General features: G+C 59.7%; 24 protein-coding genes and 3 pseudogenes. 15 read left to right on the forward strand and 12 right to left on the reverse strand.

The features are described from left to right. Positions 1-33: 33 nt before the first annotated feature. Positions 34-156: a hypothetical protein gene (locus QN224_RS28910; RefSeq protein WP_283979461.1), complete on the forward strand. Its 123-nt coding sequence runs from the start codon at positions 34-36 to the stop codon at positions 154-156. 38 nt (positions 157-194) lie between these two features. Here the strand turns inward: QN224_RS28910 and QN224_RS28915 are convergent, their stop codons facing one another. From QN224_RS28915 to QN224_RS28925, 3 genes are all read right to left on the reverse strand, one after another. Further along, positions 195-488 carry a WGR domain-containing protein gene (locus QN224_RS28915; RefSeq protein WP_283979506.1) on the reverse strand — a complete coding sequence of 98 codons (294 nt, stop codon included), beginning with the start codon at positions 486-488 and terminating at the stop codon, positions 195-197. Positions 489-636: 148 nt separating this feature from the next. Further along, complete coding sequence (locus tag QN224_RS28920; protein ID WP_283979462.1) at positions 637-990, reverse strand: hypothetical protein; 354 nt, start codon at positions 988-990, stop codon at positions 637-639. A 56-nt stretch (positions 991-1,046) separates the two neighbouring features. Further along, a complete protein-coding gene (locus QN224_RS28925) occupies positions 1,047-1,325 on the reverse strand; it encodes an HU family DNA-binding protein (protein WP_283979463.1) in 279 nt (92 codons plus the stop codon). A 266-nt stretch (positions 1,326-1,591) separates the two neighbouring features. Between QN224_RS28925 and QN224_RS28930 the strand changes: the two are divergent. Beyond that, positions 1,592-1,829, forward strand: a pseudogene (locus QN224_RS28930) (hypothetical protein). Here the strand turns inward: QN224_RS28930 and QN224_RS28935 are convergent. After that, a pseudogene (locus QN224_RS28935) lies at positions 1,759-2,418 on the reverse strand (type IV secretory system conjugative DNA transfer family protein); the annotation flags it as partial. The pseudogenes QN224_RS28930 and QN224_RS28935 sit on opposite strands and share 71 nt — an antisense overlap. 397 nt (positions 2,419-2,815) lie before the next feature. On the opposite strand from QN224_RS28935, the gene QN224_RS28940 reads away from it, so the two are divergent. Both QN224_RS28940 and QN224_RS28945 read left to right on the forward strand, forming a co-directional pair. Then, positions 2,816-3,181 carry a phosphoglycerate kinase gene (locus QN224_RS28940; protein WP_283979464.1) on the forward strand — a complete coding sequence of 122 codons (366 nt, stop codon included), beginning with the start codon at positions 2,816-2,818 and terminating at the stop codon, positions 3,179-3,181. 177 nt (positions 3,182-3,358) lie between these two features. Continuing rightward, positions 3,359-3,667 (forward strand): hypothetical protein, encoded by a 309-nt coding sequence (locus tag QN224_RS28945; RefSeq protein ID WP_283979465.1) that lies wholly within the window; start codon positions 3,359-3,361, stop codon positions 3,665-3,667. A gap of 182 nt (positions 3,668-3,849) precedes the next feature. Here QN224_RS28945 and QN224_RS28950 read toward each other — a convergent pair whose 3' ends face one another. Continuing rightward, positions 3,850-4,263, reverse strand: a complete 414-nt coding sequence (locus QN224_RS28950) for a hypothetical protein (RefSeq protein WP_283979466.1) — start codon at positions 4,261-4,263, stop codon at positions 3,850-3,852. Positions 4,264-4,815: 552 nt separating this feature from the next. Here QN224_RS28950 and QN224_RS34120 point away from each other — a divergent pair. Continuing rightward, positions 4,816-5,386: pseudogene (locus QN224_RS34120) on the forward strand (hypothetical protein). A gap of 179 nt (positions 5,387-5,565) precedes the next feature. On the opposite strand, the gene QN224_RS28960 reads toward QN224_RS34120, so the two are convergent. Next, positions 5,566-5,862, reverse strand: coding sequence for a ribbon-helix-helix domain-containing protein (locus QN224_RS28960; protein ID WP_283979468.1), 297 nt, complete (start codon positions 5,860-5,862; stop codon positions 5,566-5,568). Between the two features lie 191 nt (positions 5,863-6,053). On the opposite strand from QN224_RS28960, the gene QN224_RS28965 reads away from it, so the two are divergent. From QN224_RS28965 to QN224_RS28975, 3 genes are all read left to right on the forward strand, one after another. Further along, positions 6,054-6,425 (forward strand): hypothetical protein, encoded by a 372-nt coding sequence (locus tag QN224_RS28965; RefSeq protein ID WP_283979469.1) that lies wholly within the window; start codon positions 6,054-6,056, stop codon positions 6,423-6,425. Between the two features lie 821 nt (positions 6,426-7,246). Beyond that, a complete protein-coding gene (locus QN224_RS28970) occupies positions 7,247-7,999 on the forward strand; it encodes an acetoacetate decarboxylase (RefSeq protein WP_283979470.1) in 753 nt (250 codons plus the stop codon). A 38-nt stretch (positions 8,000-8,037) separates the two neighbouring features. After that, on the forward strand, positions 8,038-9,120 hold the full coding sequence (locus tag QN224_RS28975; protein ID WP_283979471.1) for a patatin-like phospholipase family protein: 1,083 nt from the start codon (positions 8,038-8,040) through the stop codon (positions 9,118-9,120). A 181-nt stretch (positions 9,121-9,301) separates the two neighbouring features. Here QN224_RS28975 and QN224_RS28980 read toward each other — a convergent pair whose 3' ends face one another. Together QN224_RS28980 and QN224_RS28985 are read right to left on the reverse strand one after the other, a co-directional pair. After that, complete coding sequence (locus QN224_RS28980) at positions 9,302-9,502, reverse strand: hypothetical protein (protein WP_283979472.1); 201 nt, start codon at positions 9,500-9,502, stop codon at positions 9,302-9,304. Positions 9,503-9,729: 227 nt separating this feature from the next. Then, complete coding sequence (locus QN224_RS28985; RefSeq protein WP_283979473.1) at positions 9,730-11,592, reverse strand: sigma-54-dependent Fis family transcriptional regulator; 1,863 nt, start codon at positions 11,590-11,592, stop codon at positions 9,730-9,732. 216 nt (positions 11,593-11,808) lie between these two features. Between QN224_RS28985 and QN224_RS28990 the strand changes: the two genes are divergently transcribed. After that, complete coding sequence (locus QN224_RS28990; RefSeq protein ID WP_283979474.1) at positions 11,809-12,861, forward strand: NAD(P)-dependent alcohol dehydrogenase; 1,053 nt, start codon at positions 11,809-11,811, stop codon at positions 12,859-12,861. A gap of 115 nt (positions 12,862-12,976) precedes the next feature. Next, positions 12,977-13,237: a ribbon-helix-helix domain-containing protein gene (locus QN224_RS28995; RefSeq protein ID WP_283979475.1), complete on the forward strand. Its 261-nt coding sequence runs from the start codon at positions 12,977-12,979 to the stop codon at positions 13,235-13,237. A gap of 69 nt (positions 13,238-13,306) precedes the next feature. On the opposite strand, the gene QN224_RS29000 is transcribed toward QN224_RS28995, so the two are convergent. Genes QN224_RS29000 through QN224_RS29010 form a run of 3 tightly spaced genes read right to left on the reverse strand, consistent with a single transcriptional unit; the run spans position 13,307 to position 14,942 of the window. After that, positions 13,307-13,480, reverse strand: a complete 174-nt coding sequence (locus QN224_RS29000) for a hypothetical protein (protein WP_283979476.1) — start codon at positions 13,478-13,480, stop codon at positions 13,307-13,309. Positions 13,481-13,490: 10 nt separating this feature from the next. Next, a complete protein-coding gene (locus tag QN224_RS29005) occupies positions 13,491-14,615 on the reverse strand; it encodes a hypothetical protein (RefSeq protein WP_283979477.1) in 1,125 nt (374 codons plus the stop codon). Between the two features lie 12 nt (positions 14,616-14,627). After that, a complete protein-coding gene (locus QN224_RS29010) occupies positions 14,628-14,942 on the reverse strand; it encodes a hypothetical protein (protein ID WP_283979478.1) in 315 nt (104 codons plus the stop codon). A gap of 63 nt (positions 14,943-15,005) precedes the next feature. Between QN224_RS29010 and QN224_RS29015 the strand changes: the two genes are divergently transcribed. Continuing rightward, on the forward strand, positions 15,006-15,269 hold the full coding sequence (locus QN224_RS29015; protein ID WP_283979479.1) for a hypothetical protein: 264 nt from the start codon (positions 15,006-15,008) through the stop codon (positions 15,267-15,269). Positions 15,270-15,280: 11 nt separating this feature from the next. Here QN224_RS29015 and QN224_RS29020 read toward each other — a convergent pair whose 3' ends face one another. Next, complete coding sequence (locus tag QN224_RS29020; RefSeq protein ID WP_283979480.1) at positions 15,281-15,643, reverse strand: hypothetical protein; 363 nt, start codon at positions 15,641-15,643, stop codon at positions 15,281-15,283. A gap of 628 nt (positions 15,644-16,271) precedes the next feature. Between QN224_RS29020 and QN224_RS29025 the strand changes: the two genes are divergently transcribed. The 4 genes from QN224_RS29025 to QN224_RS29040 all read left to right on the forward strand — a co-directional run bounded on the left by QN224_RS29025 (position 16,272) and on the right by QN224_RS29040 (position 20,737). Further along, positions 16,272-17,939, forward strand: coding sequence for an aromatic/alkene/methane monooxygenase hydroxylase/oxygenase subunit alpha (locus tag QN224_RS29025; RefSeq protein WP_283979481.1), 1,668 nt, complete (start codon positions 16,272-16,274; stop codon positions 17,937-17,939). Positions 17,940-18,181: 242 nt separating this feature from the next. Beyond that, positions 18,182-19,243, forward strand: coding sequence for a 2Fe-2S iron-sulfur cluster binding domain-containing protein (locus tag QN224_RS29030; RefSeq protein ID WP_283979482.1), 1,062 nt, complete (start codon positions 18,182-18,184; stop codon positions 19,241-19,243). Between the two features lie 50 nt (positions 19,244-19,293). After that, a complete protein-coding gene (locus tag QN224_RS29035; RefSeq protein WP_283979483.1) occupies positions 19,294-20,352 on the forward strand; it encodes an aromatic/alkene monooxygenase hydroxylase subunit beta in 1,059 nt (352 codons plus the stop codon). A 16-nt stretch (positions 20,353-20,368) separates the two neighbouring features. Further along, entirely contained in the window at positions 20,369-20,737 is a 369-nt protein-coding gene (locus QN224_RS29040; RefSeq protein WP_283979484.1) for an MmoB/DmpM family protein, read from the forward strand. The last annotated feature ends 23 nt before the right edge of the window (positions 20,738-20,760 follow it).

Consider the following 20,760-nt stretch of genomic DNA (forward strand, 5'->3'; position numbering starts at 1 on the left):
CCTCGAACAGCAAGTCGAAGAGCTTCGGCCGAGATGAACAATGCTTGCGACATGGACGAGCGCCGCCAAATTCCCGCGGAGCTAGAGCTCGCGCTGGCCGAGCGCGAGCTCATCATGGCCGACCAGGACGGCCCATCACTGCCGAGCCTCCTTTAAGTGGAGGCTTTGCCGGCCGGGTGTCCGCCGCACCTCGTTCATCTCAGCACCGAAGTGCGCGGAAGATAACCGCGCTTTCTTTTCTGTCGGAGCAGATCGAGAAACAGCCGGACCGCTTCTTCTTCCCGGTCGAAATGATGGGTCTTCTGCTGGCCCGTGGAGCCGATGCGTCCCCACCGCCGCGTTAAACAGGCATCGCCGAACAAGGTCGGCTCGATCGACATGGCGTAATAACGGGCCATGTTCCTCGAGGGATCCGTTCGTTCGACATAGAGCTGATACGGCTGCGCGATCATGCCGACAGAGTCGGAAATTTCGTCGTCGGCGTCCAACAAGACTTATGAATCGGTCTGCGTCAAACGATTCATGATCGTGATGAGTGCGGAGCCGTCAGGCGGATTGAGCGAGATGGCTCAGGCGCACAGCTCTCGTCGCGATGCGACCGGAGTCCGCAAACGGTCTCCGGCTGTGCGGTCGCGATCACACTGATGGCAATCTTGATGCCGCCGCTAGAGCATCGCCTGGACTAAGGCCCAGGACATGGAGAGCGTCAGCGCAACTCTGAATATTGATGAGACGCGTTGCTTTGCTGTGGTCGAGGCCAGCAAGCCGGTAGAAGAAGTCTTGCGCGAGGTCGTACCGGAATTCCCGAAGGATCTCTGGACCTGTTTCCGCCTGCAGCCGTTCCATATCCAGAAGCAGCCCATCCAGTTCGAGAACAACGCAGACGTCAAATCCATTCTCCGCTCTTTCGCAAGCGGCGTCGTCATCAGGGATCACAGCATCTGTGCCAAGCGCGTCGGATTGTTCGCCGATCCGAGCGACGTGCGCCAAACCGAGGTCGCCCGGTTCGATGACGGTCGAACCGGGCGCTTCCGCTCAGGCGCGGATTACTTGTTCATCGCGTCCTTAAGCGCCTTCGCCGGCTGGAAGGTCAACTTCTTCGCGGCAGCCACTTTGATCGTCGCGCCGGTTGCGGGATTACGCGCATCGCGCTCCGGCGTGTCCTTGACCTTGAATTTTCCGAATCCGGGAATAGCCGTCTCGGCGCCTGCCGTTGCCGCCGCAGCAACAGCGGCGAAGACCGCCTCAACGATCGTCTTGCCCTGAGCTTTCGTCAGGCCATGGTCGGCGGCGATCTTGTCAGCGATTTCATTGGTGGTGGTCATGATTGAGTCCTCGTTATCTCCCACGGCAACATTTTCACCGGATTCATCCCTTGTCACGCGACGCGGGCGCGCCGCCCGCACAATCGCATCTATTTCCACAACTTGGTGGCGGGTTAAAGCATCTGTTCGAAAGCTGTTGCCTTGTCGCGCGCGCCTTCGGGAATGCTTTGTGTATCACAAGGCTGTATTCCGCTTTGCGGCAAGACTCACGCACTGGCATTTACCGCGGCAAGGATGTATGGCGCGTGAAACATGTTCGAAGCTTCATCACGGAAGAAACGGTTCAAGTCGGAAGCCGTGGCGATTTCGGCCGCTTGGCGATTGAAAATTGCCAAGCAAATTGTCGGCGAACAGCGTTTTGAGCTCGCCAAGGGGGCGCGTGACGGCACGGAAGACGACGTCCGGGCAGCCGGCAATGCTCTGGGTCAGGCGATCACGAACGTTTTGCTCGAAGTTCATGACGGGCTGCAGGAAGGAATTCCCGAAGACCATGACGCGCCTTAAGCAAGAAGCTCCACTGCTTCTCCGCGCTGTCCCGGAAGTCTGCATCGGGCTTTAGGCATGCCTTCATGTCCGCGGGCCGGAACCAGACAGCGCGTCCGCATCTGAGCGGTGGATTGCCGGCCATGAAGACGATCTGCTCGCCGCTGAGCATGCGCAGCACCTCGTGCGGCATGATCAGCAATCGGCGGCTGAGCTGCTTCGGCGCGACTGTGACGATCCTTCTATCCCCGTTGAGCGGTTTGCCTGGTCGACCTCGACCGTCATGTCGCCGCAAGGTTTCGAGATATAGTTGGCCGTCTCCCGATCGTTGATCGCGGCAAGCGAGATCATGACGCCGATTCAAACCATTTGCTCGTTGCATCACAGCCGCTAGGCCTCGCTCATCTGGCCCATTCGACTGGAACATCAGCCTCAGGCTGATGCCGTATTTCAGCCGGGATCGCGGGCGGTTTCGAGGATACGCCAGGTAGCCGAGCGGCGCGACTGCATCGAGCAGGTGTCGTTCCCTCGACCGCGCCATTGCGGTTGTAGATGGCGCTCAGCAAGAACCGATCACCAGGCGGGCTAGTCCCCGATGCGCCTCCTTGATCGCCTGCCGGCGGCGGTGTCCTTCTGCAGGTCCAACCAGTGGCAGCGCTCGCCGAATTTGCTCCGCAGCGTCGCGCCGTTCACGCCTTCTCGCGCCAGCCTTTCGCGACGAGAGAGCATTGTTAACTTCAGAAATCGCCTTGTAGCCGCCCACGGTCAGAATTCCGCGCGCGGTCTTGCTGTCTGCGCAGGACGATGTCGGCCCTCTCGCCCTTTCGCTGCCGTCCCTTCGGTTTTTGCACTCCTGCCGGACGACGCCTCGCCGTCAATGGCCCGCCCGCGCCAGCCTGCGCCGGCAATGATGCCGGCGCACCCGTGTTGGCCATGACGGCTGCGGCTGCGGCCGTCCGGCCTTTCGCGCAGCGTCCTTCGGGACCGAGCAACGAAAGGAGAAAATCATGGGACTCGACATGTACGCCTGCACTCTTCGCCAATCGCCCGCCGTGCCGGTGGATTTCGACGTCGGCGATGCGGTGGCGCTTCATTATTGGCGCAAGCACCCGAACCTGCACGGCTGGATGGAAGCGCTTTATCGCGAAAAGGGCGGCACCCAGGCGGATTTCAATTGCGTCAATCTTCAGCTTTCGGCCGAGGACCTCGACCGCCTGGAGGTTGCGATCCGCAATCGGCGTCTGCCGCACACCGAAGGTTTCTTCTTCGGCGTCTCCGATGGCAGCGAACTGGACGATGACCTCGCCTTCATCGCCAAGGCGCGCGAAGCGGTCGCGGCGGGACTTGTCGTCTTCTACACAGCCTGGTGGTAGGAGCGATCGCTGGGCCGGCAATTGCCGGCCCAGCCACTCGCAATGGCGGGCGCTCGCGACGTGCTGACTATCCGTCCCGCAGCGCACGCCGTATTCCGGCCAGTTTTCTCCGCTCAGGAGCTTTTTCCTGTAGCCAATCCAACCAGCTTCTGCGGGAAGTAGGCGCCGATCATCTCCATGGGACTGGCGTTCAGGGCCTGGCAGATCTTCACGAGCATCGCCGCGGAGACGCGATTGATGCCCTTTTTCGTATTTCTGGATCTGCTGGAATGTGACGTCGACTTCCGTTGCCAGCAGTTGGTGGCTGACTACAATGACCGCGCCCGTCCGCCCGCCGATTTCGTGGTCCATCGACCTGTCGCCGTCTTTCTGCAGTGTGCGTCCGCATGGCGCCTCTGTTCAGCAAGATGGCTGACGCTTTGCACGTTCGGCGCGGCGCCTGGCAAGGCTACTGATACCTGCCGCGCCAGACGCCGCAGCCTTTGATCGCGCAGCGTCCTGCGCATCTGCATAGGTGCCCTTGCTGCACCGTGACCGATCGACATTGCCGTTATCGACAAGCCAGCGATTGAACTCGCGGCCGTCGGCGCCTAAGCAGACGTCGAGGAAGCTGATAACGGTCGGGCTCGACGAACTCGCAGCGGGTCGGGCGGGAGGCGGCGCCTGCGTCAGTTGACCTCGATGTCATTATCGTCGCACCAGGCCTTCAACGCTTCTTCCGTTGCTTTTTGCTCGAAGTCGTACCACCGATCCAAGGCGTGCCGGTGCTCCAACAGGTCCTTGAAGCGGCCATAGGCACCCCCGCGACTGAAAATCTGCCGAACCTTATCGTAATCAGCTGGCAGTTGGCGGCGCGCGAAGCTCAGCACCAGCGGCATGCCGAGATCGAGCTCTCTCTTGTCCGGAATGGTGATGTATTTCGCGCTGTCCTCGATATCGTCTGGCAGTTCCTCGACGTCATCCAACCAGTCCTCCCAGTAGATCTTGCCTGTCTCCTTGCACAGATAGGCGGTGTTTTCGCCGCTTCCACCGGAGCTCACGAATTCGAACGCATCCCGAAGCTCGCTGAAGTTCACTGTCATTCCCGTCCCTCCACCTTTTCGCAACCGCGGACATTTCAACATGACTGCCACATGAAATGGAACGCCCCCTCTCTTGAGCGAATGCGGCGGTTCACACGCGGCTACCGCCTCGGCGATGGAAAGGCGATTGCAGTTGTCCTACAGGGGACCTTGCGCAGTTTTGGAAAGTGCTCGAGGCCTGCATGAACGGCGGCAACGCCGTTATCGCTCAGGCGGCGAACACGGGCTGACCGGAGGCTCGACGCTACGCCGCGACGTGGTCATCATCAACACGAGGCGGATCAAGTCATTTCATCTCCTGGCAGAGGGTCGACAGGTTATCGCGTTTCCTGAAACGACTCTGGACGAACTGGAATGGGCGCTGAAGCCGCTCGGACGCGAGCCGTATTTTATCGGATCATCCTGACTTGCGCCTCCGTAATTGGCGGCATCTGCGATACTCCGGCGGATCCCTCGTCCAAAGAGGTCTCGCCTACACTGAGCTCGCGCTCTACGCCCGATTTGATGCGGACGGAGGGCTAGCCTTATCAATCACCTTGGTATTGATCTTGGGTGTTAGGGACCGGACGCCTGCCGAAGCGCTTTGCCATAAAGAGCCGGATCGATGCATCTGGGGAACGGCTTTCATTCCTGCCGGCGTACTTGAGTGACCGGGTCATGCAGGCTCTCAGCGGTCTTTTTCCGTCTCACCTTGCTCTGCGGCTCAAGGAATTTCGCGCACGGTTCCAGCATTATCTGATGATCAAGGTAGCAGGTTCAGTGGTGGACGAAACGTGGATCCTTCTTGCGGCCCTCTTCGCTTCCGAAGCCGGCGATTTCTTCGAATGCACCCCGCAAGAGGCATGCCGCGTTCCTTCACCGTTTCCCAACGGCCGGGGCAGCCGTGCGCTACCGCGCAATCCACACCGCGACGGCTAGGGGTATCGTCGCTCTGGACATCGCATTGCCAAGGAATGAAACCGATCGGATGGAAACGCTCCCCGACAAAATCGAGCAACTGATCCTGAAAAAACTCTACTATGGCACTTCTTCGTCTTCCATCAGGATTATATCGTCGAGCGGGGAGTCGACTGGTTGGAAGCGGAAGATCATCGAACTCCTGGACCGGCGCAATGCGCGCTAGCCGCCCGAGCACAATGTCGGTCATCTCTACAAAGCCGAGGATGCCGTGGTGGCCCACTAACGCGAACTCGACCCGTGCAACTGTTTCAACCCGCATATCGGCCAGAGCTCGAAACGGTTGCGCTGGTGCTGAACGAACGAAGCCATTGCGAACAGGCGTCGCGGTAGAAATGGGGAAGCCTATTCGGCGGCGACGACCCGGAATGCCTGCGAATTGTCGCCATTCATCAGGTAGATCAGACAGCTCGTGCGAAGCAGCGAGCTGAAATTCGAAATCGAGGCGTTCAGCTCCAACGCTTCGTCATAAAGGGTCGATAGAAACCGGGCAGTCGAAAGGCCCTGTTTCTCGGCAATCTCGTCGATCAGCACCCAGAAGGCCGCTTCGAGCTGGATACTCGTGGAATGGCCGCCAATGTGGACGGAACGGTTTATCGGGCGGTACCGCTCAGGGTTCTGGCCCGCATAGATCTCGCACATGGTTCCTCCCTTTATTCTTGTGATTCCAGTATGGCTCGCCGGTAGTTGATGTCAAACCTCGGCCGTGGGGGAGATCGCCCCGTTCACGCCCAGCTATCGCATTTTGACGGTCTTTTTTGCCTGCGGTAATCCGTTGCTACCAACGCGTTTCGATCGCGAACTAGCATCCCCTCATAAAGGGAGGCACGACGTTGGCAAAGGCAATACATTCGATGATTCGCGTTCTCGACGAAGCGCTTTCGATCGATTTCTATGACAAGGCCTTCGAACTCAAGGTGGCCGACCGACCGGACTTCGACACCTTCACGCTCGTCTACATGAGCAATGATGAGTGCGAATTCGAGGTCGAACTCACCATCAAGGATGTCACCTTCCTAGCCTGGTCTCCGGAGAGTATTCACCTCGACTTGATGCACAAGGCGGCAGCCATGACACGAGATTACCTGGCCCCTCCGCTGGATCCAGGCTGCGGGTGGCACGCAGAGAAGTTGGGCGCAGCCGAGCAACCGTGCTGTCGGCCTTGTTGGTGCGCCGCCAACTGGCAAGAAGCCGCTCCAGGTTAGAGAAGCTGCGGGTATACGCCGCGTAGTCCGATTTCATGGGACAGGTCAACCTCGCGGTTTTCCAGCTCACGATGATGGACCATATAACGCCAGCAGGGCGCCAACTCCAGTTATCGATACCGTCCGGGGCGAGCTTGGCCCGTTGCGTGGCGCATGTCGTTGGAATTGCCGCAGGATCGTATCGTCGCTGACCGGCATGCCAAGACGCTTCATCAGACTGCAGGACGCCCGCCGGCGCTGTGTCCGAGCAGACCGACAATCTCGATGACCCTTTTTGTCCGGCGCATAGGGAGCAGCAACCGCTGGCAATGGCTCGGTGGATGTTTTGTCGTAATTCGATATGCACACCAGAATGTTGCGGCTGAACAGCCGTCCCGATTTCGGGTCCGCCGTCCGCAATCGGAGCAAACACCTGCGCCGGACCAGGTGGCCAATTCGCGTTCGTTCGCATGCCTACGCAGCGCGGCATCGTCGCTAACCGCGAATGAACCACACAAATTGAGAAAGACCCTAAATCCCAAGCATCAAGAAGTCCGAGAGATCGGCGCTTCTGGTCCGTTTTATGCAATTGTAACTACAAGCTGCCAGTCAAATCGTTAGCTGAAATGAAGGTCCATCTTGATCTCAGAAGCTAGCCGGTCGGCGATGGCGCCAGTGACGGGATTCTTACAAACGAAAACAAATCATGCCGATCCGATAGCTGAGCGGCCGTCGCGGGAAGCCTGAAAGCTTATCCAAACAATTGATTACCGCGTTGGCATGCTCCTTGCTGTGCGAGTGTCCTTGTTGGAGATTAGCCCACAGCCAAGGAGATAGAGGCCTTGAAGTCCAAAGATGTGCGTGCCCAAGCCTATTCGATGCCGCTGACAAGCCCCGCCTGCCCGAGGGGCCCATATCGCTTCGTCAATCGCGAGTACCTTATCATCACCTACCGGACGGACCCCGACCGGCTACGCGGCGTGGTCCCTCAGCCGCTAGAATTCGATGATCCTTTGGTAAAGTTTGAGTTCATTCGCATGCCCGACTGTGCGGGTTTCGGGAGCTATGTGGAGTCCGGTCAGGTCATTCCCGTACGGTTTAACGGCATGATCGGCGGCTATTCGCATACCATGTATTTGGACGACGGACCGCCAATTTTTGGTGGCCGAGAGTTGTGGGGATTCCCGAAGAAATATGCGCATCCTGCATTGGAGGTCCATAGGGACACGCTGGTCGGCACCCTCGACTACGGCCCGGTCCGGATCGCAACGGGGACCATGGGTTTTAAACATTGGGCACTCGACCACACCGAGATGCTGGCCTCGCTGTGCCAGCCGACATTCCTATTGAAGATTATTCCGCATGTAGATGGCAGCCTGCGAGTTTGCGAACTCGTACGCCTTAAGATGGAGGATGTGATGTTGAAGGGCGCATGGGGTGGACCCGCAGGCTTGGACTTGCGGCCCCACGCGCTGGCGCCCGTTGCTGAACTGCCGGTTCTGGAGGTCGTTTCAGCCGCTCATTTCGTCGCCGATCTGACACTAGGCCTCGGCACAGTTGTTCACGACTATCTGGCGGAAACGCAGACGGCTTGAATTCAGGTTACCGATATCACGAGAGCCGAGGCAATCTCATGCCCGACCAAGTGACACAAAAACGGGTCGATATGGCGCTTCAGGGTGGCGGGTCCCACGGCGCTCTGACTTGGGGGGTGCTGGATCGGCTATTGGAAGACGGTCGCATCCACATCTGCAGCATCAGCGGGACGAGCGCCGGTGCGATGAATGCCGTCGTGCTGGCGGACGGCATAGAAAAGGCGGGTGCGGAGGGTGGACGCGATGCGCTGGCAGCATTCTGGAAAGCAGTGAGCGACGCCGGGCGCTGGTCTCCGCTGCACCGCACGCCATGGGACCGCATGTTCGACAATTTCAGCCTCGACCACTCCCCAGCTTACTTCTGGTTTGAACAGGTTACGCGGCAATTCTCTCCTTATGAACTGAACCCGTTCGACATCAATCCGTTGCGCGACCTGATTGCCGGCGCAGTCGACTTCGACGCAGTGAATCGGTGCTGCAGGCTCAAGGTATACGTCACCGCTACAAATGTGCGCACAGGCTGGGCCAAGGTGTTCACGCAGCCCGACCTCTCCGTTGAAACTGTCATGGCGTCCGCCTGCCTGCCGTTCATGTTCAAAGCGGTCGAGATCGACGGTGAGGCCTACTGGGATGGCGGCTACATCGGTAATCCCGCGCTCTATCCGCTCTTCGACGACCCCGCCACCCGAGACATCGTGATCGTCCAAGTCAACCCGCTTGTCCGGGAGGAATTGCCGACCACCGGCCGAGCAATCATCAACCGGCTGAACGAAGTGACCTTCAATGCAGCGCTCCTGAAGGAATTGCGTTCAATCCATCTCCTGCACGAGTTGATCAAGTTGGAGGGGCTGGAAGCCGAGCGTTATCGTGACAGCTACCTTCACCTGATCCATGCCCACGAGGAGATTCAGCACCTTAGCGCGTCAAGCAAATTCGCGGCTGAATGGAGCTATCTGCTCTATCTCAAGGAGCGTGGACGGGAGTGGGCCGAACGCTTCCTCAACCAGCATTTCGACGACCTTGGCGTCCGCTCGACGCTCGACCTCGGCCAGCTGTTCAGCGACAGTTTCAGGTTGCCCCAATTCGACGACGCACCAGCCGACAACGCGTCGACGGAGTGAAAGATGTTCGGAATCCCTGCCCATTCTCGCGGCGCGTGGTGCACCCATTATTCTGGTCCATCGAGGTGTTTCCCAGCACCTGGACCTTGCCGTGATCGCCACACGGGAGGGACCGATTCTTGCGAGCTAAATTGCGGCGCTGCGCGCTTGTGCCCTGGCCGTCTTCTCGTGTGGATGCAAATTATTTGAAGCGCCCGTGTAGGGTTTCGACCTCGTAGCCATTTTGGCTCGGTGATGAAGAAGAAGCGCGCGAACAGGCCAGATCGCGTTCGGAACGCGATAGTTTTCCTGCGAGCGACACCCGCCTGCGATAGTCTGCATGTTCGGCATCGAGGTCCATCACAGAAACGGCGAGGTGGCCGAATCCCTCGCCGAGCCCCATCGGGCTCTTCGCGTTCCTTGTTGATCGTAAATTCTACCTCGAAGTCGCTGTCGTCGGTCAATGACGGGCGTGATGGTCTCGAAGCCAAACCGATCGGCTACTTCGAAGAGCTTTGCAGGGGATCGGTCTTTGCTCGCTAGACGACGCGATCGGGGACGATCTCTGGTACGCTGAGTGCGGCTTCTCTCGGCAGATCGCGAGAACTCAAGCCTTGTGGAACCATCCTTTCATCGGATGTGTTTGTGGACCGTCGTTCGAGACAGCCCGAGCAAACGTGCAGTCTCAGACGCATTGTTGCCGGTCTGCCGATAAGTCGCGCGGATTTCGGCGCATCGGCGCCTGCTGAAGGTATTATTCAGACAGCCCTTGCAGCAATCGGTGACGGCATCCTCAACCCCATGATCGAAAGAATCCTCATCGAGATAGTCCATATGCCGTCGAATGAGCGCGAGTTGGAGCGCTGCGTTCAGTTCGCGGATGTTGCCAGGCCAAGATCGCTGTGCGAGGCGGGTAATAGCGGCGTCCGTGATTGCCGTTCCAGGCGCCAGCTTCTTCATCAAATGCTCGACGATGAGCGGGAAATCGGATCGCTCGCTCAGCGGTGGAAGATTTATCGTGATGGCGTTGAGCCGGTAAAGCAGATCGGCCCGGAACGCGCGACCCCTCACCATATCGTGCAGGCTCCGGTTTGTGGCCGAGACGATCTGAACGTCGACTTTGTAGACCTTCTGCCCGCCCACGGGGCGCACTTCCATCGAATCGAGAAAGCGTAGAAGTGCCGTCTGGGAGGCAAGTGGAATGTCGGCCACCTCGTCAAGAAACAGGGTGCCGCCATCGGCGGCGCGCGCGAGCCCCGGCGCACCGTCGTCGCGTGCATTCGTGTAGGCGCCGCGCTCGTGACCGAAAATTTCGGCGATGAACAACTGCTCCGGTACGGCGCCGCAATTGAGAGCGACGAATTCACCCTTGCGCCGGCTCAACCTGTGCAGATGGCGCGCCATTAGCTCCTTGCCAGTCCCAGTGTCTCCGCATATATGGACCGGCATTCTCAGTGCCGTGGCATCTGCCAGTTCGGCCATGGCGCGCTTGAGCAGCCGATCCTCGCAGACGAAGTCCGGCTTTTCGGGATCGCTGATGAGAGCCGGAAAGGAGGGAGCGGGCCGCGTCAGGGGGCGCATCGCCATGCCCTCTCCGATTTGGCGGCAGACCATGAACACACCGCTACCGGCCCGGTCCCGTACGCGGATGATGCCACCGCCCAGCAGCCCATCCAAAGCTGCGCCGAAGCCCGCCTCGAAGAGACGGTCGAAATGCACGCCCTGCGCCGTCGGCAACCCGGCAAGGAGTGCCAAGCCCGGCCGGTTGACCAAGGCGACAGTGCCGTCGCTCGAAACCGCAATAAGTCCCGCGGAAAGGGTGTCAAGATACTCCGCGCGCGGGTGGAAGGCGAAGATGAAACTGCCGGCGTTCTCGCGGAAGATGAGCCCATTCTCGATCTGCGCGGCCGCCATCCGTACGAGCGCGTGTGTATGCTGCTGACGTGCGTCGTTCGAGCAAGAGGCGTCGAGCAGTCCAAGGACCTCACCGTTTGTGCAAAGGATGGGCGCGGCCATGCAACTCAGGTGCCCATGGCAGTTGAAATAGTGCTCACGTCCATACACGGCGATCGGCTGGCGCTCTCGCGCGACGAGGCCGAGCGCGTTGGTGCCGCGCTCGCTTTCCCTCCACATGCTGCCAGGGATGATGGAGCGTCCAACCGAGCTTTCGGCAAAATGCGGGTCGCTGATCGTGTCGAGCACCACGCCCTCCGCGTCCGCAAGCGCGATCATGAAGTTCGAACCTGCGATCTGCGTGTGGAGGAGCTGCATTTCCGCGAGCGCCAGCGATCTCAACACGGCATTCACATCGCGTCGGTGGCGCACGTCGCTGAAGGGAACGACGACGTCGCGCGGCACCCCGGCCGGATCGAGCCCCAGTTCGCGGCACCGTTGCCAGCTGTCAGCGACGAGTGGCGCTACTGCGCCGGCCGGAAAGCTTCTCCCCTGTTCGAGAGCGGCTCGCGCCCGCTCCAATCCCGAAAGATGTTGCATGGCTCCCATGGTCCTCCTCTGGAAACGCCTGGCCCACTACGGCAGCGCAGCAATAGCTAGAAACTGAACAGTCCGCTGCTCGCACTGTTCAGTTGATGAACGCGCCACACGCGAAAAAACGGGGGCAAGTCGTTGTTTTTCCAAATCTTCAGAGAGTGGCATGAAGGTTGCTCCTTTCGGTTGGCAGTTCTTAGGTTTGCCAAGGAGGAGGCTCTCATGAAAGCGCAAGTGCTTACCCGATACGACCACAGCCTTACCGCGGGACAATGGGTCTCGCTGCAGGAGGTCCCCGATCCAAAGATCGATAAATCGACGGATGTCATTGTCCGTGTTGGTGGCGCAGGTGTGTGTCGGACAGACTTGCACATCATCGAGGGCGTCTGGCGTCCCCACATGGATCCTGATGGAGACCACCTCCTTCCCCTGATCATGGGGCATGAGAACGCCGGCTGGGTTGAGGCGGTTGGCAAGGACGTGGAAGGCATCAAAGTCGGCGATCCGGTCATTGTGCATCCGAAGATTTCCGGAGGAACCTGCCTTGCCTGCAGACGCGGGTTCGACATGCATGGACCGGGCAAGTTTCCGGGTCTCGATTGCAACGGCGGCTACGCGGAATATCTTTGCACGTCGGAGCGCAATATTGTGCCGCTGCCGAAGACACTCGCGCCGAAGGAGGTAGCGCCCTATGCCGACGCGGGATTGACCGCCTATCGGGCGGTTAAGAAGGCAACGCGTCATCTTTTGCCCGGCGAAAACTGCGTCGTCATTGGCGCCGGCGGACTCGGCCACATTGGTATCCAGTGCCTGAAGGCGATGTGCGCCGCCGATGTCATCGTCGTCGACAAATCTGATGACTCCCTTGCGCTTGCGGGCAAGATCGGAGCTGACAAGCTCGTCAAGGCGGATGGCAATGAGGTCGAGGCGGTGCTGGCCCTGACCGGTGGGCAAGGCGCGGAAGCCGTGATCGACTTTGTCGGCGAAAGAGGCACGACTACTAAGGGACTCGCCATGACGCGCCCGATGGGCAGCTACTACGTCGTGGGCTACGGCGAGGACATCCGCGTGCCGACCGTCGACATGGTGATCACCGAGAAGAACATCATCGGCAACTTGGTGGGCACGTGGGCTGAACTGGTGGAGTTGATGGCGCTCGCGGATCGGGGACTGGTCGAATTGACAACGGTCGAATACCGTCTCGCCGACGCGAACCGGGCGCTGCAGGATCTCAATAGCGGTCGCATCCATGGACGGGCCGTGCTCATCCCTTGAGCCGTATAGTGCGGGCGGAAGAGCGCTCCGCCTTCGGCCTGCACGCCTGACGTCCGGGCGCCGGCCGCCATGGGCAGGGATTGATCGTTCGCTACCACAAACCGAAGGGAACAGCATGTGTAAAACCCTTACTGCGAGGGACCCGCAGCCTTTCCGGAAAATCAGCCGGCCGCTGAGGATTGCGGGTCATTCGACGAGCATCTGTCTGGAGTCCGCCTTCTGGCAGGTTCTTGACGCGATGGCCGCGGCCGAGGGTCTGTCAACGCCGAAGCTCATTTCTGTCCTGCATGAGGAGGCGGCCCAAATGCACGAGGACCTGCCGAATTTCGCCTCAGTACTACGAACCCTCTGTCTTCTGCACGAGAGCGGACGGTGAATGCTGCATCCGAATTCGGCTAACGGCCCCGCGCCTGGCGACACCTGTCACAAGGCGCAGGCCAGTTACTCAGGACGTCTGTTTCTGGTTGATGCGGTCCTGCGCGATCCAGCGTGCCGCCAGCACCAGCGCGCCCAAGCTGAACTCCTTGCCATGCTTAGCGATCATTTCTTCCGAAAGGCTGGCGAGGCGTGCAAAAAAGTCGTCCTTGCTCTTTTCTTCAGGGGTCTGTTCGGTCTGCATGATATCCTCCTCATGACTTGAAGATTTGCGGTGGGAAGGTGACAATTGCCGCAGTGCCGTCCGCCGTTCCGATGGCGAGATGGTGTCCGTCAGCCGACCATTCGAGCGCCATGACCGGTCCTCCGGCATGGCGGACCGGCAATTCGTCGCCGCTGCCGATCCGAGCGACGACGATTTGGCCATCGGAATAGCTGGCGGCAACCAGGTTCTTCAGGGGATGCGCCGCCACCTGTTCGATGGCGACATGACCCGCTCGTCCGGTCGTCAGTGCGCCCGATCTGTTGTCGATGAGCGGTGGAGTCTCCATCGACCACGCCGCGATCCGGAATGCGCCAGAGGCGATAACGGCATTGGCAGGTCTGCTCCAGCAGACCGACTTCACAGGGGCGGGAAAGTCCGGCAGTATTCCGGTGCGCTTGCTCGCCGAATCGACGAACGCGACGCCGCCCTTCCCGAGAGCGCAGGCTATCCAGCGGCTGTCCGCTGTCCAGCGGATTGAGACCGCACGGCCGGGAAGGTGAAAGCATTCGTGATTGGTACCGGTCGTTTGCCACAGGCTCAACCCGTCTGCCGAGGAGGCCGCGATGCGCAGCCCGTCGGGTGACAGCGCGATCGCTTCGATACCCCCGTCAGCGGCGGGCTCGAGTCGGTTCAATGGACCGAGATCGCGGGAAAGATAGAGGAACGTGCCATCGCTTATGGCGGTGATCCCATCCGCCGCCTGGTGGTCGAGCGCCGTGACGGGGCGGCCAAGCCGGATACCGGTGTTTTCGATCTCGCCGCTGGCGTCAATATTCAGCAGTTCCTCCCCGCCGCTCGCGACGATAAAACGATCGGTCGGCCCGGCGGCAAGCGGGGGCGTGCCCTTGGCAAGGGGCGCGGTCTCGGTCAGCGGCGGCGCTGGTGCCTTGCGCGGCCTGATCGTCGTCTGGCCGAGGTCCGCGCTGACACGAATGCGTTTCTCGGGCGATTCTGCGTCGGCAAGCGGTGCTATCGCCAAGCTGCCGTCAGCGCCGGCGAAAGCGACCGCGGTACCGTCGGCGTTGAAGCGCAGGTCCATTACCGCGGCCGATCGTTGCCAGCTTCGCGCGAACAGATCGAACATTGTCAGGTTGCGGGCACTCTGCTGGTTCATCTCGCTCCTCCTTCAACTGCCTGCGCTCTCCTCCAGCAGGCGATCGATTTCCGCGATGGCTTCCTCGGCGCTGGCGATCTGATCCTCGTACATCCTCTGCCGCGACCGGATCGCCGTTGCTCTCTCGTCCACCTCATGCAAGTTCCGCACCAATTGTGGTTCTGCGCCCTCGCGGCCGATTTCCAGCTCGAGGCGCAAAGCCTCCATCTCCGTTCCGCCGAGCATCTGCGTCAACTTCAAGATTTCGGTGTTGAGCCCGGCGACCTGGCTCACAAGCGTCAGCCGCCGCTGGAGCAGATCGGCCTTGAATTGTCCTTGCTTCGTCAAGGGAACGTCCTATCGTTAGCTCGGACACATCCGAGAGGGTTGCGCTGAAAGAAGGTGGAGCACATGTTCGAGACGGCTGGAAAGATGTTCTTCCAGGCTCTGCGCGATGCCGTGGTGACGCGGCTCGGAAGGGACCATCCATGTCTTTCTGTTGTCGACCGCGCCATCGACACGGGCGGTGCTGATGCGACATTGGCGGTCCAAGACGCGCTCAATGCTCTCGGCGCCGACTTGGTAGCGCTTCTCATGGCGGATGCACACAGCGCGGTCAGGCAGAATCCGGCGGCCATTCTCGAAGGCTGGCAGCCGCGTGGAATCAAGCGCTGAAGCAACCATCATCACTTTGCCCCGGGCTCGGATTTCGGCTTTTCCCACGCGGAAAGCTGCGCTGGCAAACTGGGAAGCTGAGCGCGGAACTGTCTTTCGGCTGCTTCGATGTGGCTCCTGAACTGATCCCAGATATCGACACGCATGAGCTCTGCGCCATCCCCGAGCAGACGTTCGATCTCCTCGAGGGGAAACTGGTGGGACAAAGAGACTCCTGAGAAGACGAAGTCGCGCAGAAGGACCGCGTGGGTGTCAATGAAGGACTGAATCATCGGATGCGTTTCCCGCGTCAAACCCGAGGCAGCCATCTCGGCTTCCATGAAGGTCTGGAAATGGCGCTGAAGCAGATATTGGCTTTCCCCGAGAAACCGCATCTGAAAGGGTCGCGGGGCATCAGCCGCACCAGATCGCCGGTGACGTCGTTGTCGCGGCCTTCTAGCCTGCTAGGGTCTTTCTCGTCTTTTGACATCCTCGCCTCCCGGTTCGCCTCAGTCGCGCCCCGGAAAGTAAGTATGCGAGGATAGCGAAGTTTTGCAACTTCGAAGCTTATGTATATAAAAGTATAGCTCCGGGCATTGAGTTTCAGTGTAAAGATTTACATTTGTAAATTACAATTGTAACGGGCGAGCTTTACGCTCGAACGCCCTGTTCTGCAATATCGCTCAGAATTGGGGCAATGCTTCCTGTTATCTAGAAGTCTTCAAACTTGGCACGACCCTTGCTTCATCCTTTCGTATAAGAAGCCCACCGCCTCGATGCGGTGCCACAAGAACGAAGGGAACGGAGGAAAAAGGGACAGACGCCGATTGTCAGACGGCTACCCGCGCGACGCACCGGTGAAGACCCGTGTTTCTCCCCGAAAACCTTTGCCGCGATCCACTGACGGCCGGACGGCAGCGCTGAGGAGGCGCACCCTGCCGACTTGAACTCAACCGCGGCAGTGTGTGCCGCTTCCGCCCAGGCCAAGGGGGTCTGGGGCGCAAATGGTGGAGGCTTAGCAAGATGACGTCCTTGACGCTCAACAAGATTACCTCGCAGCGCGGCATATCTGTCGGCGAGGCAACGAAGAAGATTTCCGATCTGGGCTGGAACCCGACCTATGTCCAGGAAGCGATGACTTTCCCGACGGACTACAAGATCACAAAGGCACCGCGTGATCCGATGAAGCAGGTGCTCAGGTCCTATTTCCCGATGCAGGAAGAAAAGGACAACCGCGTCTACGGCGCTCTCGACGCGGCATTGCGCGGCGACATGTTCCGTAACGTCGAGCCGCGCTGGGTGGAGTGGATGAAGCTCTTCCTGGCGATCATACCTTTCCCGGAAATTTCCGCCGCCCGCTCCATGGCGATGGTGGCGCGCCTTGCGCCGGGGGAGGATCTCAGAACTGGCTTTACCATGCAGATGGTCGACGAGTTCCGCCATTCCACGATTCAGATGAACCTGAAGAAATGGTACATGGAGAACTACATTGACCCGGCTGGCTTCGACATAACCGAGGAAGCCTTCGGCAAATGCTACGCCACGACGATTGGCCGCCAGTTCGGCGAAGGTTTCATCACCGGCGACACGATGACGGCCGCCTGTATGTATCTCACTGTCGTCGCCGAGACCGCTTTCACCAATACCCTCTTCGTCGCGATGCCGTCAGAAGCCGCCCGCAACGGTGACTACGCCCTGCCGACTGTCTTCCTTTCGGTGCAATCCGACGAGAGCCGTCATATCGGCAATGGCCACTCGCTGCTTATGGCAGCGCTGAAGGAGCCGGACAACCACCTGCTTCTCGAGCGCGACATGCGTTATGCCTTCTGGCAGAACCACGCGATCGTCGACGCCGCCATCGGTACCTTCATCGAATACGGCACCACCAACCGTGACAAGACCAAGGAGTCTTACGCGGAGATGTGGCATCGCTGGATCTTCGAGGATTACTACCGCACCTACATGCTGCCGCTTGAGAAGTACGGCATTAAGATCCACCACGACGACGTCCAGACAGCCTGGAAGCGCATCACCGAGAAGTTCTACGTCCACAAGATCGCACAGTTCTTCGCAGTCGGCTGGCCTGTCAATTTCTGGCGCATTGAAGCCCAGCGCGAACAGGATTTCGAATGGTTCGAGCACAAGTATCCGGGTTGGTACGCCCAGTTCGGCGACTTCTGGAAGTGGTACGACAAGCTGAGCCATCGCGGCGAGAAGATCATCACCTTCAACGAGGATGTTGGCTACGTTTATCCGCATCGCTGCTGGTCGAGCCTGGTGCCTTGCGTCGTGCGCGAAGACATCGTCACGGATGTGATCGACGGACAGCTTCACACGTTCGCCCACGAACTCGACCGCTGGACGGCGGTGGAAGCCTTCTCCGACGAGTATCAGGGACGCCCGACCCCCGCGATGGGCCGCTTCAGCGGCAAGCGCGAGTGGGAGACGCTCTATCACGGTTGGGATCTTGCAGACGCGATAAAGGACCTCAACTTCATTCGCTCCGACGGCAAGACGCTCGTTCCGCAACCGCATCTGCGTTTCGACGACAAGGAATTGTGGACCCTCGACGATGTCCGGGGCCACACGCTGCAGTCGCCGCTAACGCTGCTGCGTGAGATGACTCCTGACGCCCGCGAGAAGCATCTCGCCGAGTACAGGGCGGGCTTCCAGGTCCGGCCATTCAACTAAGGACCAGGCGGGCCGACTTCGGTCGGCCCTCCCGACACTAGGTGGCTTCAAATGTCACGCGCTCGATACATCCTGCCCATCGCAATTGCGGTTTGGGCGGCCGTTGCCACGCCTGTATTCGCCGTCACCGGAGCACAACCGCCGACTGACGACTGGAGGAAGGTTACAGCCGGCTACAAGGGCGCGCTCGGCCAGAAGCCTCCGATACGCGCGAAGGTATTCACTACCGGGAGGCTAATAACATGAGTGATGCTCACACAGTGCGCCTTGAGCCGGTCGGCGTGGAATTCGAGGTCGACAAGGGCGAGACGGTTCTGAACGCGGCATTTCGCCAAGGCATCGCCTTGCCGCATGGTTGCAAGGAAGGCCAGTGTTCAGCCTGCAAATGCGTGCTGCTCGAGGGCGAGGTCGACATGCTGAGGTATTCAACCTTCGCGCTCAATGACATGGAGAAAGACACTGGTCACATTCTTTTATGTCGGACGCTCGCCTACTCTGACATGGAAGTCGAACTGCTCAACTACGACGAGGAAGTCCTCTCCAAATCGATCGCCGTCAAGGCGTACAGCGGCCGGATCTCTCACATCGAGCGGCTGACACACGACATCCGCGGGATTGAGATCGAACTCCAAGCGCCGATCAAGTTCTGGGCCGGTCAATATGTCGACATCACAGTCACCACGGAAAAAGGGGAGACGATTACGCGCTCGTTCTCCATGGCAAATACGCCGGACCAAACCGAAAAACTCTCCTTCATCATCAAGAAATACCCCGAAGGCAAGTTCTCGGGAGAGCTCGACTCCGGAGGAATCCGCGTTGGAGCCGAGGTCAGCATCGTCGGGCCCTATGGGACCTGTTTCCGGCGGGAGGGGAGGGATGGACCCCTGGTGCTCGTCGGGGCTGGGTCCGGCATGTCGCCGATCTGGTCAATTCTCAACGATCATCTGAAAAGCGGCGAAGAACGGCCCGTATATTTCTTTTACGGAGCCCGGACACGCGAGGACCTCTTTCACCTCGACCGGATCGCCGATCTTACTACGCGTCATCCGAGCGTGAACTTCATTCCCGTGCTGTCGCATGCCAACGGTGACGCCGCTTGGGAAGGCGCACGGGGCTTTGTGCATGAAGCCGTCGACGCCACGCTCAAGGAGTTGAGAGTGGACGGTCAGGGCGACGTGTATGCGTGCGGTCCTCCGCCGATGATCGACGCGCTGCAGCCCGTTCTGTTCATGAACGGCTTCGAGTCGGAGCGCATTTTCTTTGACAAGTTCACTACGTCGTCCGGCGCCACAACGGGACATTGAGGAGTACCCGTGGCTGACATTCAGAGCAACTGCAACAAGGGAGTGAGAACATGCCAGCAATTTCGAGTTCCGTCGGTTCGGGAGCTGCGGGTGCCGCGATTTTCGTGGATTCCGACAGCCGGAAGTACCGGTACTACGATCCGCGCGGTCAGCGTGCCACGCACTACGAGGACGTGACCGTTGACGTTCAGCCAGATCCCGAGCGCTATTTGCTCCAGGATTGGATCATCAATTTCCCGAACGGCAAGGGCGCCTACGTCAAGGACAACACCGCCGCGCTGAGCTCCAACTGGCACGCCTTCCGCGCGCCGGACCAGGAGTGGGAACGCACCCATTATCAGCGGCAGTCGAAGATCGAGACGATGGTGCAGAGCGTCATCGCCAACGGCCGGAAGTCCGGGGCGCCAAAGGCCTTCGACAAGGTGTGGGTGAAGATTCTGCAGGTGCATCTCGGTGCCTGGAAACACGCCGAATTCGGCCTCGGCACATCGCTGATGCAGGCGCAGCGCTATGGCTATACGCAGATGATCAACAATGCCACGCTGACCAACTCTTCCTACAAACTGCGGCTTGCCCAGGACATCACGCTCTATCTTGCCGAAATCGGCATGGACATACCCGGATGGGACGACACCCTGGGCAAGCAGGCCTGGCTGGAGGATGGTGCCTGGCAGGGCACGCGCGAAGCGATCGAGACCATTATGGGCTCGGCGGACTATCTCGAGCAGTATTTCGCCATCAACATCGTGTTCGAACCGCTGGTTGGGGAGCTCTTCCGCTCCGGCTTTCTGATGCAGGCGGCCGCCGCCAACCACGACTTCATCACTCCGCCGGTCATTTCAGCGGCCGAGGCGGACTACGAACGCAATCTCGCGAACACGATCGACCTCATCTACCTGCTCGCCCACGACGAGAAGCACGGCGCCCACAACCGGCAGCTCTTCCGAGGCTGGCTCGCCAAACACAGAGCGCTCGCCGAGAAAGCCGCTCTCGGGCTGCAGCCGATCTGGTCGATGCCGCATTCCAAGCCGATCTCGTTCCAGGACGTGCGTGCGCAGTCCCAGGAGCGGATCGGGCAGATCGTCGGTGAACTCGGCCTTGATGCCTGAAACAGGAGAAATGGATATGTCGACAGCAGCACGCGATGCCTCGAACTCCAACATCTTTAAATCGATGAAGGACATCACATTCGAGCAGACGATCTCGCACCAGTGTGGTGTCACCATGAATGATTCCGTCGAGGCGCGAGCCATTGCCGAGTTCATGGGCCAGAAGCCGGGCGTAACCGTCACCTACCAGCCTGCGATGATCCGCATCGACGGCGACGGCAAACTGATCTTCAAGATGGATGAGATCAGCGAGTTTCTCGGTCGGGAGATGACGGCCGAGATCTTCGAGGTGAACACTTCCACCCACTACGGCCGGATGGTTCGCATCGACGACAATACGGTGATCCTGTTCGGCGACATGGACGAGGTCTTCGAATACATCTGACCCAGGAGGAGTCCGACAGTGCG

The organism is Sinorhizobium sp. 7-81, assembly GCF_030124405.1.
GTDB lineage: Bacteria > Pseudomonadota > Alphaproteobacteria > Rhizobiales > Rhizobiaceae > Sinorhizobium > Sinorhizobium psoraleae.

Bases quoted from the DNA above. Each gene is read 5' to 3' on its own strand.
- QN224_RS28910 (WP_283979461.1), top strand. From the start codon at position 34: ATGAACAATGCTTGCGACATGGACGAGCGCCGCCAAATTCCCGCGGAG.
- QN224_RS28925 (WP_283979463.1), bottom strand. From the start codon at position 1,325: ATGACCACCACCAATGAAATCGCTGACAAGATCGCCGCCGACCATGGC.
- QN224_RS28940 (WP_283979464.1), top strand. From the start codon at position 2,816: ATGGGACTCGACATGTACGCCTGCACTCTTCGCCAATCGCCCGCCGTG.
- QN224_RS28945 (WP_283979465.1), top strand. From the start codon at position 3,359: ATGGGACTGGCGTTCAGGGCCTGGCAGATCTTCACGAGCATCGCCGCG.
- QN224_RS28950 (WP_283979466.1), bottom strand. From the start codon at position 4,263: ATGACAGTGAACTTCAGCGAGCTTCGGGATGCGTTCGAATTCGTGAGC.
- QN224_RS28960 (WP_283979468.1), bottom strand. From the start codon at position 5,862: ATGTGCGAGATCTATGCGGGCCAGAACCCTGAGCGGTACCGCCCGATA.
- QN224_RS28975 (WP_283979471.1), top strand. From the start codon at position 8,038: ATGCCCGACCAAGTGACACAAAAACGGGTCGATATGGCGCTTCAGGGT.
- QN224_RS28980 (WP_283979472.1), bottom strand. From the start codon at position 9,502: ATGGGGCTCGGCGAGGGATTCGGCCACCTCGCCGTTTCTGTGATGGAC.
- QN224_RS28985 (WP_283979473.1), bottom strand. From the start codon at position 11,592: ATGCAACATCTTTCGGGATTGGAGCGGGCGCGAGCCGCTCTCGAACAG.
- QN224_RS28990 (WP_283979474.1), top strand. From the start codon at position 11,809: ATGAAAGCGCAAGTGCTTACCCGATACGACCACAGCCTTACCGCGGGA.
- QN224_RS28995 (WP_283979475.1), top strand. From the start codon at position 12,977: ATGTGTAAAACCCTTACTGCGAGGGACCCGCAGCCTTTCCGGAAAATC.
- QN224_RS29000 (WP_283979476.1), bottom strand. From the start codon at position 13,480: ATGCAGACCGAACAGACCCCTGAAGAAAAGAGCAAGGACGACTTTTTT.
- QN224_RS29005 (WP_283979477.1), bottom strand. From the start codon at position 14,615: ATGAACCAGCAGAGTGCCCGCAACCTGACAATGTTCGATCTGTTCGCG.
- QN224_RS29015 (WP_283979479.1), top strand. From the start codon at position 15,006: ATGTTCGAGACGGCTGGAAAGATGTTCTTCCAGGCTCTGCGCGATGCC.
- QN224_RS29020 (WP_283979480.1), bottom strand. From the start codon at position 15,643: ATGCGGTTTCTCGGGGAAAGCCAATATCTGCTTCAGCGCCATTTCCAG.
- QN224_RS29025 (WP_283979481.1), top strand. From the start codon at position 16,272: ATGACGTCCTTGACGCTCAACAAGATTACCTCGCAGCGCGGCATATCT.
- QN224_RS29030 (WP_283979482.1), top strand. From the start codon at position 18,182: ATGAGTGATGCTCACACAGTGCGCCTTGAGCCGGTCGGCGTGGAATTC.
- QN224_RS29035 (WP_283979483.1), top strand. From the start codon at position 19,294: ATGCCAGCAATTTCGAGTTCCGTCGGTTCGGGAGCTGCGGGTGCCGCG.
- QN224_RS29040 (WP_283979484.1), top strand. From the start codon at position 20,369: ATGTCGACAGCAGCACGCGATGCCTCGAACTCCAACATCTTTAAATCG.